The sequence below is a fragment of the Shewanella sp. NIFS-20-20 genome, from assembly GCF_019209865.1.
Taxonomy (GTDB): Bacteria; Pseudomonadota; Gammaproteobacteria; order Enterobacterales; family Shewanellaceae; genus Shewanella.
In genome coordinates this window covers 1-14,138 of the sequence record NZ_JAHUTT010000022.1, presented here as the reverse complement: position 1 = coordinate 14,138, position 14,138 = coordinate 1, and the positions used below count along the sequence as shown (strand labels likewise).

Here is a 14,138-nt window from a genome sequence, read left to right as displayed (position 1 = left end):
TCATAAGACTCATCACAAAAAAGCCCTAACATTAGGGCTTTTTTGATCGAGAAGCCATCACAGCAACCGCAGTGACGATGGCAGACATAACGCTAAGCTTCACGGTCACACCGACCGCTCAAGCCTGACTCAGCTTTGGCGCAAGGCACGATTGATTTCTGAGATTGACGGCTCGCCCGCAAAGGGTTGCCATTGACGCTCTAGCGCACCATCACCCGTCACAGTGCGCAAACGATACGCGCCGTCGCGGTATTCAAGCACCCGCACATTGCCCTTGGGGGTTTTAAAGTAATTCGGGGCCTGACCTAACTCCAAAAATACATGATCTCCAGGGCCTGGCAGCTCCCGGCTTTTAGTGATCAACCGCGCCACGGCCTTGTTAGGGTTGTTGCATTTCACATGAGTGTGAACCACAAACTTAACTTGGCTGGTATCGAGCTCAAAGGTACAGCTGTGATTATTGCATCGGGTGGGTGACACTTGAGTGCCATCACACATCACGGCGCGGGCTTGCTCTTCACGGCGATTAGGTGAAAAACCGGCCAATATCGTCAAAGCTTGCTGATCCATGGCCGCAGTGGCGATCACATTAGGCAAGGGAGCACTCGCTCGCGGTTTATCCTCGGAACCTAACACTTTAAAGTGCACACTGGCAAAAACTATCCCTGTCACCAGTAGAAAAACTGCCATTCGCATCATTTCTTGGTGAATATATCTGAATTTAAAAGGGCGCGAATTGTAGTGGCGAAAAGGTAGGCTGTCTGTGATGCAGATCAGTGTTAGCTAATATTTACTAGGCTAATACTGAACGATTTGAGGTGCAGGCAATAACAATAAAGGGAAACGGTCGCGAGTGCGCAGCGCTAGGCTCAGGATCTAACGGCCAATATTGAAGCGGCCACCGGGCAAAGCCCCCACTAGCAGCGCACTAAGTGCGGCACTTATCCCTTAGCAACGCCGGGGCAATGACGGGGCATTGAATGGTTCTTGGATAGCGCGCGTGACCAAGTCACCGCCATAACCGCAAGCCAGCCTTAGGTCGATGGCTGTAACCGCTTATAATACTGATTGACTTGATAGCCCATAAACTCTTGCTCTTGTTGCCAGTGCATACCAATACGTTTCGCCACCTGCTCAGAGCCAATATTGCCCGCCAAAATTAAGGCAATAATTTCATTAATTTTAAAATTGGGGTAACAAATATCAATCACGGCGCGAGCCGCCTCAGTACCAAGCCCCTGCCCCCAGCATTCGGGGAAATAGCGGTAGCCAATTTCTATTTTATCTAAATCTGGCAGATACTTAGGACCACAAAAACCGATAACTTCCCCACTGACCTTATGCGCTACCGCCCAGCGGCCAAAGCCATGTTTTTTATAATCAGCAAACACCACATGCTTGAGTAACGATTCCGCCTGGCTCAATTCAGTAAAAGGCACCGTCGGAATATACGTCAACATTTCGGTGCGGGAATTCATCATAAACAAGGCTTCAATATCATCCTCTGTAAATTGACGGATGATCAGACGCTCGGTGGTGGTCACTAGCATGGCTTAGGCTCCTCGTTAAGTCAGTAGGGTCAACCAAGATGCCACAGTCAGCACAGATAAACCACTGGAAATCACCACACTACTGGCCGTGATATCAGCATCTTGATTAAGCTTGACCGCAATTAAGTAGGCATTCACCCCCAGTGGCGATGCCGCCAGCAGCACAGTCAAGGCAATATCAAGTTCACTCAAGCCAAAGCCATGCCCACAAACAAAGACCATGGCGGGTAACAGTAATAGTTTCACCATAGATAAGCCAATAGCAGGCGCCCAACTTGTCGTGAGGCGGTAGTAATGTAAGTTAGCCCCGAGGACAAAGAGTGCGCAGGTGATCGCCGGCGCGGCTAGCATCGCCAATGGATCCCCAAGCCAAGACGGTAATGGGATATTGAGCGCATTCGCCAGCAAGCCGATAGCAATGCTGGTGACCACAGGATTAAGCAAGGTATCTTTTAGGTATTGGCGCCGATCACCTTGCCCACTTAATGCAAAGGTGAGTCCAAACAAAATGGCGCTGTGAAATGGAATAATTAAAAACACTCGGGCCATTTGAGTCTGACCAAATGCCGCAATAATCACGGGTAAGCCGACCAACAGGCTATTGGAGTAGCTAGCGCTGAGGGCGAGCACGGCGCTTTTAGACCAAGGCCGCTTTAACCAGCCATGACAAAAGAGCAATACCGCCGCAAAGCAACTGACCACTGGCACATAAAAGCTCAGTAGCACTGGGAGCTGTAAACTTGCCGATAATGGCACCTGCCATAGGGTGCTCACCAACAATGCGGGAATACACAAATAAAAAGCAAATTGGCTAATACCGTTAATCTGCTCTCGACTCAGCCATTGGCTGCGGCTACTGCCATAGCCCAGCAAGGCAATCATTAATAACGGTAAAATAATACTCACAACGGACATGACAAATGAGGTCCAAGATGACGCAATAAAAAAGGCGCCCGAAGGCGCCTGATAGTCAAGTCAGTGTTACCAACCCGTGCGTTCGCGCAGCGCCTTGCCAATATCAGCAAGTGAACGAACTGTGGTAACGCCAGCCGCTTCTAAAGCAGCAAACTTGTCAGCTGCGGTGCCTTTACCGCCAGCAATAATCGCACCCGCATGGCCCATGCGCTTACCTGCAGGTGCAGTCACACCAGCAATGTATGACACCACTGGCTTAGTGACATTGGCTTTGATGTAAGCTGCCGCTTCTTCTTCGGCAGTACCACCAATTTCACCAATCATCACAATGGCTTCAGTTTGCGGATCGTTTTGGAACATTTCCAATACGTCAATAAAGTTAGTGCCTGGGATAGGATCACCACCAATACCCACACAGGTCGATTGACCAAAGCCTTCGTCGGTCGTCTGCTTCACCGCTTCGTAAGTCAGGGTGCCTGAACGCGACACAATCCCGACTTTACCTGCCATATGAATGTGGCCTGGCATAATACCAATTTTACATTCGCCCGGTGTGATCACGCCCGGACAGTTAGGGCCAATCATACGTACGCCGGTTTCTTCCAATTTCACTTTAACATCGAGCATGTCTAAGGTCGGGATCCCCTCAGTAATACAAACGATGATTTCAATACCGGAATCAATGGCTTCTAAGATAGCATCTTTACAAAATGGCGCCGGTACATAAATCACCGACGCGGTCGCACCTGTGGCTGCCACGGCGTCTTTAACGGTATTAAATACCGGCAGACCTAAGTGAGTTTGACCACCTTTACCAGGAGAAACACCACCCACCATCTGAGTGCCATAAGCGATGGCTTGCTCAGAGTGGAACGTCCCTTGACCGCCAGTGAACCCCTGACAAATCACCTTGGTATCTTTATTGATTAAAACAGACATTATTTGCCCTCCGCAGCTTTTACAACTTGCTCAGCTGCGTCAGTCAGACTGGTAGCTGCAATGATATCAAGACCCGATTCATCCAGAACGCCACGGCCTAATTCGGCATTGGTCCCTTCTAAACGAACAACCACCGGCACTTTCACGCCCACTTCTTTAACGGCACCGATAATACCTTCGGCGATCATGTCACAACGGACAATCCCACCAAAAATGTTAACCAGTACAGCTTTAACATTGGCGTCAGACAAGATGATCTTAAAGGCTTCCGCCACGCGCTCTTTGGTCGCACCGCCGCCAACATCTAAGAAGTTAGCAGGTTTGCCACCATGCAGGTTAACGATATCCATGGTTCCCATGGCCAGACCAGCACCATTGACCATACAACCCACATTACCGTCTAACGCCACATAGTTAAGTTCAAACTTAGCCGCGTGCGCTTCACGGGCATCATCTTGTGATGGGTCGTGCATATCGCGGATTTTTGGTTGACGGAACAGTGCGTTACCATCGATACCAATTTTGCCATCTAAACAGTGCAGGTTGCCATCTGTGGTAATGACCAAGGGGTTGATTTCCAATAATGCGAAATCATAACGGCTGAACATATCGGCCAGACCCATAAAGATTTTGGTGAACTGCTTCATTTGCACTGGGTTTAAGCCCAGCTTAAAGCCAAGATCACGGGCTTGGTAAGCTTGGGGGCCCACCAAGGGATCTATGATGGCTTTGTGGATCAGTTCAGGGGTCTCTTCCGCCACCTTCTCAATTTCCACGCCGCCTTCGGTTGAGGCCATAAACACCACACGACGGGTCGCGCGATCAACCACAGCCCCTAGATACAGTTCATTCGCGATATCAGTGCAGCTTTCAACCAGAATTTTAGCGACCGGCTGACCGCCTTCATCGGTTTGGTAAGTCACTAAGTTGCGACCTAACCAATGCTCAGCGAATGCGCGGATTTCTTCTTTATCGCCAGTCACTTTTACGCCACCAGCCTTACCGCGACCACCCGCATGTACTTGACACTTAACTACCCACAGGTTGCCACCAATGTGACTTGCTGCTTCAACTGCTTGCTGAGGAGTGTCACACGCTACCCCCTCAGAAACTGGCAGGCCGTACTCGGCAAACAGGGCTTTAGCCTGATACTCATGCAAATTCATGATGCTCTATCCATATACTTCTTATCAGTTCCAATCACTCGTTAACGAGTGATCACGAGATCCCCGCCGCAAGGCGACGGGAGCGCTGTGGATCTTACAGATCCAGCAACAAGCGAGTCGGGTCTTCGAGGAATTCCTTAATGGTTACCAAGAAGCCCACAGATTCACGGCCATCAATGATACGGTGGTCATATGACAGCGCTAGGTACATCATAGGTAAAATTTCTACCTGACCATTCACCGCCATCGGTCTATCTTTAATGGCATGCATGCCTAAGATAGCGCTTTGTGGCAGATTTAAAATTGGGGTCGACATCAAGGAGCCAAATACCCCACCATTAGTGACAGTAAAGTTACCGCCAGTCATGTCTTCAACCGTCAACTTACCATCGCGGCCTTTAATTGCCAGCTCACGAACCGCCTTTTCAATTTCTGCTAAGCTCATGCTATCGCAATCACGCAACACAGGTGTCACCAAACCACGCGGAGTTGAAACCGCGATGCTGACATCAAAATAGTTGTGATAAACAATGGTATCGCCATCAATAGAAGCATTCACTTCCGGATAGCGCTTCAAGGCTTCGGTCACGGCTTTGATATAGAAAGACATAAAGCCTAAACGAATACCGTGACGCTTTTCAAACACCTCTTGGTACTGTTTACGAATGTCCATAATCGGCTTCATATTGACTTCGTTGAAGGTCGTTAACATGGCCGTAGAATGTTTGGCTTCTAGCAGACGGCTGGCAATGGTTTTGCGCAGACGCGTCATCGGCACGCGCTTTTCACTGCGCTCACCTAATGGCGTGACTGGCGCCGCGGCGGCTGAGGCAGAGGCTGGCGCTTTCTTAATGAAAGCTTCAACATCTTCCTTAGTAATACGCCCGCCCACACCCGTGCCTTTAATGTCAGCTGCGTTCAATGAGTGTTCACCAATTAAACGACGTACCGATGGGCTTAAGGCATCATTGCTATCACCTTCAGCAACGGCTGACTCTGTGGCAGCTGGAGCTTGAGCTTGCTCTTTAGTCACTTCTTGACCGGCCACTACCCCAGCCACGAAATTAGCAATGACTTGTTGGCCCAAAACGGTGTCGCCTTCTTGCGCCAATAACTCAGACAACTGACCGTCTTCTGGAGCAACCACTTCTAATACGACTTTATCGGTTTCGATATCAACTAAGTGTTGATCACGGCTCACGCTCTCTCCTGGCTGAACATGCCAAGTGGCAATGGTAGCGTCAGCGACTGATTCCGGCAGGACCGGGACTTTAATTTCAATACTCATGCAAGCTTATCCTTTTTAAAAATTTGGCAATTACGATAACTTCAACGCACTGACGACTAAGGCTTCTTGCTGTCGCGCATGCAATTCGGGATAACCACAGGCAGGCGCCGCAGACGCTTCACGACCCGCATAGGTCAACTTGGCACCGGCAGGTATCGCAGCCCAGAAGTGATGTTGGCTACAGTACCAAGCGCCCTGATTTTGAGGTTCTTCTTGGCACCATACATAGTCGGTAACGTGACTGTAGCTTTCTAACTCCGCCAGAATGTCATCGTGCGGGAACGGATACAGCTGCTCGATACGAATAATGGCCACATTATTGGCTTGCTCTTTGCGGCGACGTTCGAGCAACTCAAAGTAGACTTTACCGCTACAGAACACCACGCGATCCACTTTGCTTGCATCCAACTCGTCAATTTCACCAATTACATTCTGGAAGTGACCTTCAGCAAGTTCTTCCAGCGATGACACCGCCATAGGATGACGCAGCAATGACTTAGGAGACATCACCACCAGTGGACGTCGCATCGGACGGACCACCTGACGGCGTAACATATGGTAAACCTGCGCCGGCGTAGAGGGCACACACACTTGCATATTGTGATTGGCACACAACTGCAAGAAGCGCTCAAGACGGGCACTGGAATGCTCAGGGCCTTGGCCTTCATAACCGTGAGGCAATAACATAGTTAAGCCACATAAACGGCCCCACTTTTGCTCGCCTGACGATAAGAACTGGTCAATCACTACCTGAGCACAGTTAACGAAATCACCAAACTGCGCTTCCCAAATGGTTAATCCTGTCGGTTCAGCGGTGGCATAACCATACTCAAACGCTAATACCGAGGCTTCTGATAACACCGAATCGGTAATATTGATTGCCCCTTGATTTTCACTCAAGTGACGCAGCGGCAAATAAGTACTGGCATCTTTCTGGTTATGTAAAACCGCATGGCGATGGAAGAAGGTGCCACGGCCAGAGTCTTGTCCGGTTAAGCGGACACGATTACCCGAGGTCAAAATAGTGGCGTACGCTAAGGTTTCAGCAAAACCCCAATCGAGCAGTTTCTCACCATTAGCCATCGCACGACGATCGTTATAAATTTTATCGACTCGCGATTGCAGTGGATGACTGCTGGGGACATCACTAATGCTTAAGGCTAACGCTTTTAATTTGTCCAAATTATATTGGGAGGTGAACGCCACATCCCAATCATTACCAATGTAAGGGGTCCAATCGGCATTCTGAATGGTCATAGGTCGCCATTCTGGCACCACGCAATCCCCATGATCTAGCGCATCACGATAATCATTGATCATGGCGGTGACAGCGTCTGCGGCTAAGGTTTGCTCGGCAATTAACTTGTCGGCATACAATTTACGCGGGGTCGGATGCTTCTTGATTTTGGCATACATCAGCGGCTGAGTGGCACTCGGCTCGTCGGCTTCGTTATGGCCATGGCGACGATAACACACCAAATCAATCACGACATCCCGCTTAAATTCATTGCGGTAATCCACCGCTAACTTAGCGATAAATGCCACGGCCTCGGGGTCATCGGCATTGACGTGGAAAATCGGTGCCTGCACCATCTTAGCGATATCGGTACAGTATTCCGTTGAACGCACATCATGATGGTTTGAGGTGGTGAAGCCCACTTGGTTGTTAATGACGATGCGGATACTGCCACCGACGGTAAAACCACGGGTTTGAGACATATTAAATGTCTCTTGAACTATGCCTTGACCAGTAATGGCCGAATCACCGTGGATTGTGATTGGCATGACTTGCTTGCCATCAGTACAACCGCGACGATCTTGACGAGCACGTACCGAGCCCATCACCACAGGATTGACAATTTCTAAATGCGAGGGGTTAAAGGCTAACGCTAAATGGACATCGCCTCCCGGGGTCGCAAAATCGGCGGAGAAGCCTTGATGATATTTAACATCACCACTACCCAAGGTGTCATTATGCTTACCAGCAAACTCGTCAAATAACTCGGCAGGCCGTTTACCTAACACGTTAACTAACACATTCAGGCGGCCACGGTGAGCCATACCCACCACGATTTCCTTGGTGCCAGACTCGCCGGCGCGATATAAAATTTCGCGCATCATAGGCACTAATGCATCACCACCTTCCAGTGAGAAACGCTTGGCGCCTGGGAACTTAGCCCCTAAATATTTTTCCATACCTTCAGCGGCGTTCAAGCCTTGAAGAATACGAGTTTTGGTCGCCACATCGAGATTATCACGAGCTAAACTGGGCTCGAGGCGCTGCTGCAACCAACGCTTCTCATCGGTATCGGTAATATGCATATATTCCGCACCAATGGTTCCGCAGTAAGTTTTTTTCAAGGCAGCCACTAAATCTTTCAATAGCATGGTTTCGCCACCATGGGCGAATGAACCCGTATTGAAGCTGCGCTCCATATCGTCGAACTCTAACCCATGGAATTGCGGATCCAGCTCTTTGACTGGTTCACGATTCCATAAGCCGAGGGGATCGAGATTGGCATTTTGATGACCACGGAAGCGATGGGCATTGATTAACTGCAGTACTTTAACTTGCTTAGCATCTAATTGCGGATCAGACACCATACTGCCACCACCCACCCGACGTTCTTGGGCCAGTGATTTAAAATACTCTCGCATTTTTGAGTGAGAAACTTCAGGACCAGCTTGGCCGGTACCGTTGACCGCGGGGAGCTGGTCAAAAACCGCTCGCCAATCATCAGACACTGATTGGGGGTCTTCTTGGTAGGCTTCATACATCGCCTCAATATAAGTGCTGTTGGCACCACTTAAATGAGATGAGTCGAGCCAGGCTTTCATGACGCCTTGGTGCATTGCTATTCCTTTCAAACTTTGACCCTCTACGACAAGCGCGGTTCCGGTGTCTTGCTTAGTAAGGTCATTGTGTCCATGGAAACATTCATGTCCTGTCTAACCAATCCGGCCAGTGCTTGTGCATTAGGTGCATACACGTGCTTAGCCATAAGTATTCGGGTGAGTTGCTATAACTTGCCCTGTGTTTGCCGCCCCGACATCCAGATTTACGGCAGACTGTCTTTAATTACATAAAAGAGTCATCGCCACAACGACGATGACTCTCAAAGAGCTAGGTAATTATAGTTGTTAGCTCAATATCTTGCATCTAAACCGCCCGTTGGAGCAACATAGATTTGATATGACCGATGGCCTTAGTCGGATTTAATCCTTTAGGACATACATCCACACAATTCATGATGCCATGACAGCGGAATACGCTATAAGCATCATCCAGTTCCGCTAAGCGTTCATCGGTAGCCGTATCACGGCTATCAATGAGGAAGCGATAAGCGTGTAACAAGCCACTTGGACCGACAAACTTATCTGGGTTCCACCAAAACGATGGGCAAGCGGTAGAACAACAAGCACACATGATACATTCATACAAACCGTCTAAATGCTCACGTTCTTCAGGCGATTGCAGATTCTCACGCGCAGGCTTTTGGCCATCGTTAATGAGGTACGGTTTGATCTTCTCGTATTGCTTGTAGAACTGGGTTAAATCTACCACTAAATCGCGCACCACTGGCATGCCAGGCAAGGGACGGATAATGATTTTCTTACCCTTAAAGGTTGACACTGGTGTGATGCAGGCCAAGCCGTTTTTGCCATTCATATTGAGGCCGTCAGAACCACAGACACCCTCACGGCATGAACGTCGGAACACTAAGGTCGAGTCTTGTTCTTTTAACTTTAACAAGGCATCGAGCACCATCATATCCGAGCCTTCATCCACTTCAAGGCTGAAATCCTGCATATGTGGCTTAGTATCCACATCAGGATTGTATCTATATATGGAAAATTCCAATTTCATCCTGACCGCTCCTTAGTACGTACGCTTCTTCGGTGGGAAAGCTTCCCGATGTACCGGTGACATGTTGACTTCACGTCGAGTCATTTGCTCTGTTTGCGGATCAAACAAGCTATGACACAACCAGTTATCGTCATCACGCTCAAGGTAATCTTCACGTGAGTGTGCCCCGCGACTCTCAGTACGATAGTTAGCCGCATAAGCGGTGGCAATCGCTGTCGCCATCAGGTTATCTAACTCTAAGCACTCAATCCGTTGGGTATTGAATTCACGCGAGTTATCAGACAACTTGGCATTATTTAACCGCTCACGGATCTTCTTGAGTTCAACCAAGCCTTCAGCCATGGCATCACCACTGCGAAATACCGAGAAGTTCAATTGCATACACAACTGTAAATCTTTACGGATTTGGGCAGGATCTTCGCCGTCTTGGTTGTTTTCCCAACGATTTAAGCGATCTAATGAAGCGTTAATTTCTGCTTCAGTGGCATCTTTAGGATCGGCTGTCGCATCCAAAGCCTTACCTAAATGCTGACCTGCTGCGCGACCAAAGACCACTAAATCTAGCAGTGAGTTACCGCCTAAACGGTTGGCGCCGTGCACGGATACACAGGCAATTTCACCCACAGCAAATAACCCTACGACATCTTGCTCACTGCCATCGTCATTCTTGCGGATCACTTGACCGCTGACTTTCGTCGGTAAGCCACCCATCATATAGTGACAAGTCGGCAGTACAGGGATAGGACCGTCGGCCGGATCAATATGAGCGAAGGTACGAGATAATTCACATACCCCTGGCAAACGCGCCTCTAAGGTTTCTTTGCCTAAGTGATCCAGTTTAAGTAAACAGTGAGGACCTAAAGGACCATCTAAACCACGACCTTCACGGATTTCAGTCATCATCGAACGTGCCACCACGTCGCGTGAGGCTAAATCTTTGGCATTGGGAGCATAACGCTCCATAAAGCGCTCACCGTCTTTATTCAGCAGGTAACCACCTTCACCACGACAACCTTCGGTCACCAGCACACCCGCACCAGCAATACCGGTTGGGTGGAATTGCCACATTTCCATGTCTTGCATCTGGACACCAGCACGCATCGCCATACCCACACCATCACCGGTGTTAATGTGCGCATTGGTGGTCGAGGCATAGATACGCCCAGCACCGCCGGTTGCGAGGATGGTGGCTTTCGCTTTGAAATAGACTATTTCACCGGTTTCGATTTCGATGGCAGTACAACCAACGATGACACCATCAGCATTTTTCACCAGATCCAGTGCATACCATTCGGAGTAAACGTCAGTTTTGTGTTTGACGTTTTGCTGATACAAACAATGCAATAAGGCGTGACCAGTACGGTCTGCTGCCGCGGCGGTACGAGCGGCTTGTTCGCCACCGAAGTTGCGAGATTGGCCACCAAAAGGACGCTGATAAATGGTACCGTTATCGAACCGAGAGAAAGGCAAGCCCATGTGCTCAAGTTCAATAATGGCTTCAGGGCCGGTTTGACACATAAATTCGATAGCGTCTTGATCACCGATAAAATCGGAACCTTTAACGGTATCGTACATGTGCTGTTCCCAATGATCTTCGTGAGCATTACCTAAGGCAACAGTAATGCCACCTTGAGCTGACACGGTATGAGAACGCGTAGGAAAGACTTTAGATAACAGCGCACAGCTCTTACCCTCTTTGGAAATCTGCAGAGCAGCGCGCATCCCCGCGCCACCTGCGCCGATCACCACGGCATCAAATTCACGAACTGGAATACTCACTTAGACACCCCATACTATGATTAAGCCTGCGGCTAAATAAGAAAATGCAGCCACGACAAACACAAATTGCAATACCCCGCGCAGCGCCACAGACTTAATGTAATCTGTTAACACTTGCCATGTACCAATCCAGGCATGGATTAATAAGGCGACTAAGGCCACCAAGGTATAAATTTTCATTGGCAAAGTCGCAAACAGCCCTTGCCATACTTCGAAAGTTAATGGGGATGATAAAGCTAAAAAGCCTACGATGAATAACGCATAACTGGCTAATATCACCGCGCTGGCGCGGATCATGATGAAATCATGGACGCCACTGCGACCAAAACTTGCGGCGTTTGTTACCATAACCATGCTCCTGCTAACACTGATAATATCGCTGCCAAAACGAACACGGCTTTGGCAGAAGCGGCACCTGAGTCCAGCTCTTCCCAACGGCCAGTATCCATAACCAGATGACGAATACCTGCCAGCAGATGGTAACCGAGCGCGGTAAGCGTACCCCAAATGACAAACTTGACGACAGGTGAGCTAAACCATGCTTGAACTTCAGCAAAACTTTGGCTCGATGCAAGGGATGCATTAAGCAAGTAAAGCAATATCGCAATGGCAAAAAGCATGATCACACCGGAGATACGGTGCACGATTGACGCAATAGCAGTCGCTGGAAAGCGAATAGTCTGCAAATCTAAATTGACGGGTCTTTGGTTTTTCACGTTCTGCTCACTCAGCTCCATTGAGCAATTTTTCTTATTCGAATTCACACAGAGTATCGACACACAGGCCAGTATTAACATCAAGTTTTGATGTTAATACTTGTTTGGCTGCTTCACTCCATACGAAGATTTTAAACAAACGGATTACCTATTCAAAACGCATTCGCTCACAATGTGAAGAAAATGATATTTAAATGGAGTAGTTTGCAACCCTAACAGGTGAACAAAGTATACTCTTGGGAAATGTCAAATACAAACATCACATTATGAATAATTAACAAAAATGACCACTTAGCTGCGATGAATGCTGATAATCGCTTATTGCGATCGACATTATCGCCTTTGCTATACCAAGGTCTAACAAATTTAAACACTTATTTAAATTGAAATGTGAACTAGATTAACTGTAAAGTAATAAGCGTTTGACATGCCGCACTCAATATAAGAATGAAGTTAGTAAGGAGAACGGGGTATGGCTGATTTAAAAGCCAAATTGGAATTACCTGGAAATGAATCAATTGAACTTCCAGTGAAACATGGAACTGCTGGCTTTGATGTCATCGACATCAGCAAGCTGGGATCTAAGGGGTATTTCACCTTCGATCCAGGTTTTCTCGCAACAGCCTCCTGCGAATCAGCAATCACCTATATCGACGGCGACTTAGGAGTACTAACCCACAGAGGTTATCCGATATCGCAATTGGCAACTGAGTCGAGCTATCTCGATGTCTGTTACCTGTTGCTCTACGGTGAGTTACCAACACGAGCGCAGTCGGAAGACTTTGCCCATACAGTTAAAACCCATACGATGGTGCATGAGCAAATCTCTTTCTTCTTCAGAGGATTTAGACGCGATGCACACCCTATGGCCATGCTGTGTGGTGTGACCGGTGCCTTGTCGGCGTTTTATCAGGATTCATTAGATGTTAATGATCCTAAGCATCGCCGCATCGCCGCATATCGCTTAATTTCAAAAATGCCGACCATTGCGGCCATGTGCTACAAGTATCATGTTGGCCAACCATTCGTGTATCCACGTAATGATTTAAGCTATGCCGGTAACTTCTTGTCGATGATGTTTGCTGTGCCTTGTGAAGAATATAAGGTCAACCCCATCATTGAACGCGCCATGGATAGAATTTTTGTCCTCCACGCGGATCACGAGCAAAATGCATCTACCTCAACGGTGCGTTTAGCAGGTTCATCAGGCGCTAATCCATTTGCATGTATTGCCGCTGGTATCGCCTCGCTTTGGGGCCCTGCTCACGGCGGCGCCAATGAAGCCTGTTTAAACATGCTTGAAGAAATTGGTTCTGTTGACCGTATTCCTGAATACATTGCTCGCGCAAAAGACAAGGATGATCCGTTCAGATTGATGGGCTTTGGTCACCGGGTGTACAAGAACTTTGACCCACGTGCAACCGTGATGCGTGATACCTGTCATGAAGTGCTTGACGAGCTTAAACTCAACGACCCATTGCTTGATGTTGCCATGGAACTTGAACGTATCGCTCTTGAAGATGAGTACTTTGTTTCGAAGAAATTGTACCCGAACGTCGATTTCTACTCAGGCATCATCATGAAAGCCATGGGCATTCCAACCAGTATGTTTACCGTGATCTTCGCCCTGTCTCGCACAGTTGGCTGGATTGCGCACTGGAAAGAAATGCTCGACCAACCAGGCCATAAGATCAGCCGTCCACGCCAGCTATATACCGGTAAAGACGAGCGTGAGTTTATCGATTTAGATAAACGCTAGTCGTCGGCTTGAATGAAAAAAAGCGCCCTAGGGCGTAATGCCGATCAGTTAAGACAGATCGCTTGACGATCTCACTGAAAGGATCAAAATCCGATGACCCCTTGTCATCGGATTTTTTTATGCAACTTTCAGAAGCTTTGGCGCGTACTCATATCAAT

Annotated in this window: 12 protein-coding genes; 1 reads left to right on the top strand and 11 read right to left on the bottom strand. The window is 48.3% G+C overall.

Features of this window, described 5'->3' with window-relative positions; all coding sequences use genetic code 11:
* Positions 1-129: 129 nt before the first annotated feature.
* The 11 genes from KU855_RS08875 to sdhC form a co-directional block, all read right to left on the bottom strand.
* Positions 130-690: a hypothetical protein gene (locus KU855_RS08875; RefSeq protein WP_218529940.1), complete on the bottom strand. Its 561-nt coding sequence runs from the start codon at positions 688-690 to the stop codon at positions 130-132.
* A gap of 344 nt (positions 691-1,034) precedes the next feature.
* Positions 1,035-1,550, bottom strand: a complete 516-nt coding sequence (locus tag KU855_RS08870; RefSeq protein WP_218529939.1) for a GNAT family N-acetyltransferase — start codon at positions 1,548-1,550, stop codon at positions 1,035-1,037.
* Positions 1,551-1,565: 15 nt separating this feature from the next.
* On the bottom strand, positions 1,566-2,465 hold the full coding sequence (locus KU855_RS08865; protein WP_218529938.1) for an AEC family transporter: 900 nt from the start codon (positions 2,463-2,465) through the stop codon (positions 1,566-1,568).
* A gap of 66 nt (positions 2,466-2,531) precedes the next feature.
* Positions 2,532-3,404 carry a succinate--CoA ligase subunit alpha gene (gene sucD / locus KU855_RS08860; RefSeq protein ID WP_218529937.1) on the bottom strand — a complete coding sequence of 291 codons (873 nt, stop codon included), beginning with the start codon at positions 3,402-3,404 and terminating at the stop codon, positions 2,532-2,534.
* A complete protein-coding gene (gene sucC, locus KU855_RS08855; protein ID WP_218529936.1) occupies positions 3,404-4,570 on the bottom strand; it encodes an ADP-forming succinate--CoA ligase subunit beta in 1,167 nt (388 codons plus the stop codon). Before sucC ends, sucD begins: the two co-directional genes overlap by 1 nt.
* 94 nt (positions 4,571-4,664) lie before the next feature.
* On the bottom strand, positions 4,665-5,858 hold the full coding sequence (gene odhB / locus KU855_RS08850) for a 2-oxoglutarate dehydrogenase complex dihydrolipoyllysine-residue succinyltransferase (RefSeq protein ID WP_218529935.1): 1,194 nt from the start codon (positions 5,856-5,858) through the stop codon (positions 4,665-4,667).
* A 30-nt stretch (positions 5,859-5,888) separates the two neighbouring features.
* A complete protein-coding gene (gene sucA, locus KU855_RS08845; protein WP_218529934.1) occupies positions 5,889-8,711 on the bottom strand; it encodes a 2-oxoglutarate dehydrogenase E1 component in 2,823 nt (940 codons plus the stop codon).
* Positions 8,712-9,018: 307 nt separating this feature from the next.
* Positions 9,019-9,726 (bottom strand): succinate dehydrogenase iron-sulfur subunit, encoded by a 708-nt coding sequence (locus KU855_RS08840; RefSeq protein WP_218529933.1) that lies wholly within the window; start codon positions 9,724-9,726, stop codon positions 9,019-9,021.
* 12 nt (positions 9,727-9,738) lie between these two features.
* Entirely contained in the window at positions 9,739-11,505 is a 1,767-nt protein-coding gene (gene sdhA, locus KU855_RS08835) for a succinate dehydrogenase flavoprotein subunit (protein ID WP_218529932.1), read from the bottom strand.
* Positions 11,506-11,853 carry a succinate dehydrogenase, hydrophobic membrane anchor protein gene (sdhD, locus tag KU855_RS08830; RefSeq protein ID WP_218529931.1) on the bottom strand — a complete coding sequence of 116 codons (348 nt, stop codon included), beginning with the start codon at positions 11,851-11,853 and terminating at the stop codon, positions 11,506-11,508.
* The gene (gene sdhC, locus KU855_RS08825; protein WP_218529966.1) at positions 11,847-12,242 is read right to left on the bottom strand and encodes a succinate dehydrogenase, cytochrome b556 subunit; all 396 of its coding nucleotides are present in this window, start codon (positions 12,240-12,242) and stop codon (positions 11,847-11,849) included. Before sdhC ends, sdhD begins: the two co-directional genes overlap by 7 nt.
* A 451-nt stretch (positions 12,243-12,693) precedes the next feature.
* On the opposite strand from sdhC, the gene KU855_RS08820 reads away from it, so the two are divergent.
* Positions 12,694-13,980: a citrate synthase gene (locus KU855_RS08820; protein WP_218529930.1), complete on the top strand. Its 1,287-nt coding sequence runs from the start codon at positions 12,694-12,696 to the stop codon at positions 13,978-13,980.
* The last annotated feature ends 158 nt before the right edge of the window (positions 13,981-14,138 follow it).

What these genes read in the sequence shown, in the direction of transcription:
- KU855_RS08875 (WP_218529940.1), bottom strand. Translation starts at nt 690, where the DNA reads ATGGCAGTTTTTCTACTGGTGACAGGGATAGTTTTTGCCAGTGTGCAC.
- KU855_RS08870 (WP_218529939.1), bottom strand. Translation starts at nt 1,550, where the DNA reads ATGCTAGTGACCACCACCGAGCGTCTGATCATCCGTCAATTTACAGAG.
- KU855_RS08865 (WP_218529938.1), bottom strand. Translation starts at nt 2,465, where the DNA reads ATGTCCGTTGTGAGTATTATTTTACCGTTATTAATGATTGCCTTGCTG.
- sucD (WP_218529937.1), bottom strand. Translation starts at nt 3,404, where the DNA reads ATGTCTGTTTTAATCAATAAAGATACCAAGGTGATTTGTCAGGGGTTC.
- sucC (WP_218529936.1), bottom strand. Translation starts at nt 4,570, where the DNA reads ATGAATTTGCATGAGTATCAGGCTAAAGCCCTGTTTGCCGAGTACGGC.
- odhB (WP_218529935.1), bottom strand. Translation starts at nt 5,858, where the DNA reads ATGAGTATTGAAATTAAAGTCCCGGTCCTGCCGGAATCAGTCGCTGAC.
- sucA (WP_218529934.1), bottom strand. Translation starts at nt 8,711, where the DNA reads ATGCACCAAGGCGTCATGAAAGCCTGGCTCGACTCATCTCATTTAAGT.
- KU855_RS08840 (WP_218529933.1), bottom strand. Translation starts at nt 9,726, where the DNA reads ATGAAATTGGAATTTTCCATATATAGATACAATCCTGATGTGGATACT.
- sdhD (WP_218529931.1), bottom strand. Translation starts at nt 11,853, where the DNA reads ATGGTAACAAACGCCGCAAGTTTTGGTCGCAGTGGCGTCCATGATTTC.
- sdhC (WP_218529966.1), bottom strand. Translation starts at nt 12,242, where the DNA reads ATGGAGCTGAGTGAGCAGAACGTGAAAAACCAAAGACCCGTCAATTTA.
- KU855_RS08820 (WP_218529930.1), top strand. Translation starts at nt 12,694, where the DNA reads ATGGCTGATTTAAAAGCCAAATTGGAATTACCTGGAAATGAATCAATT.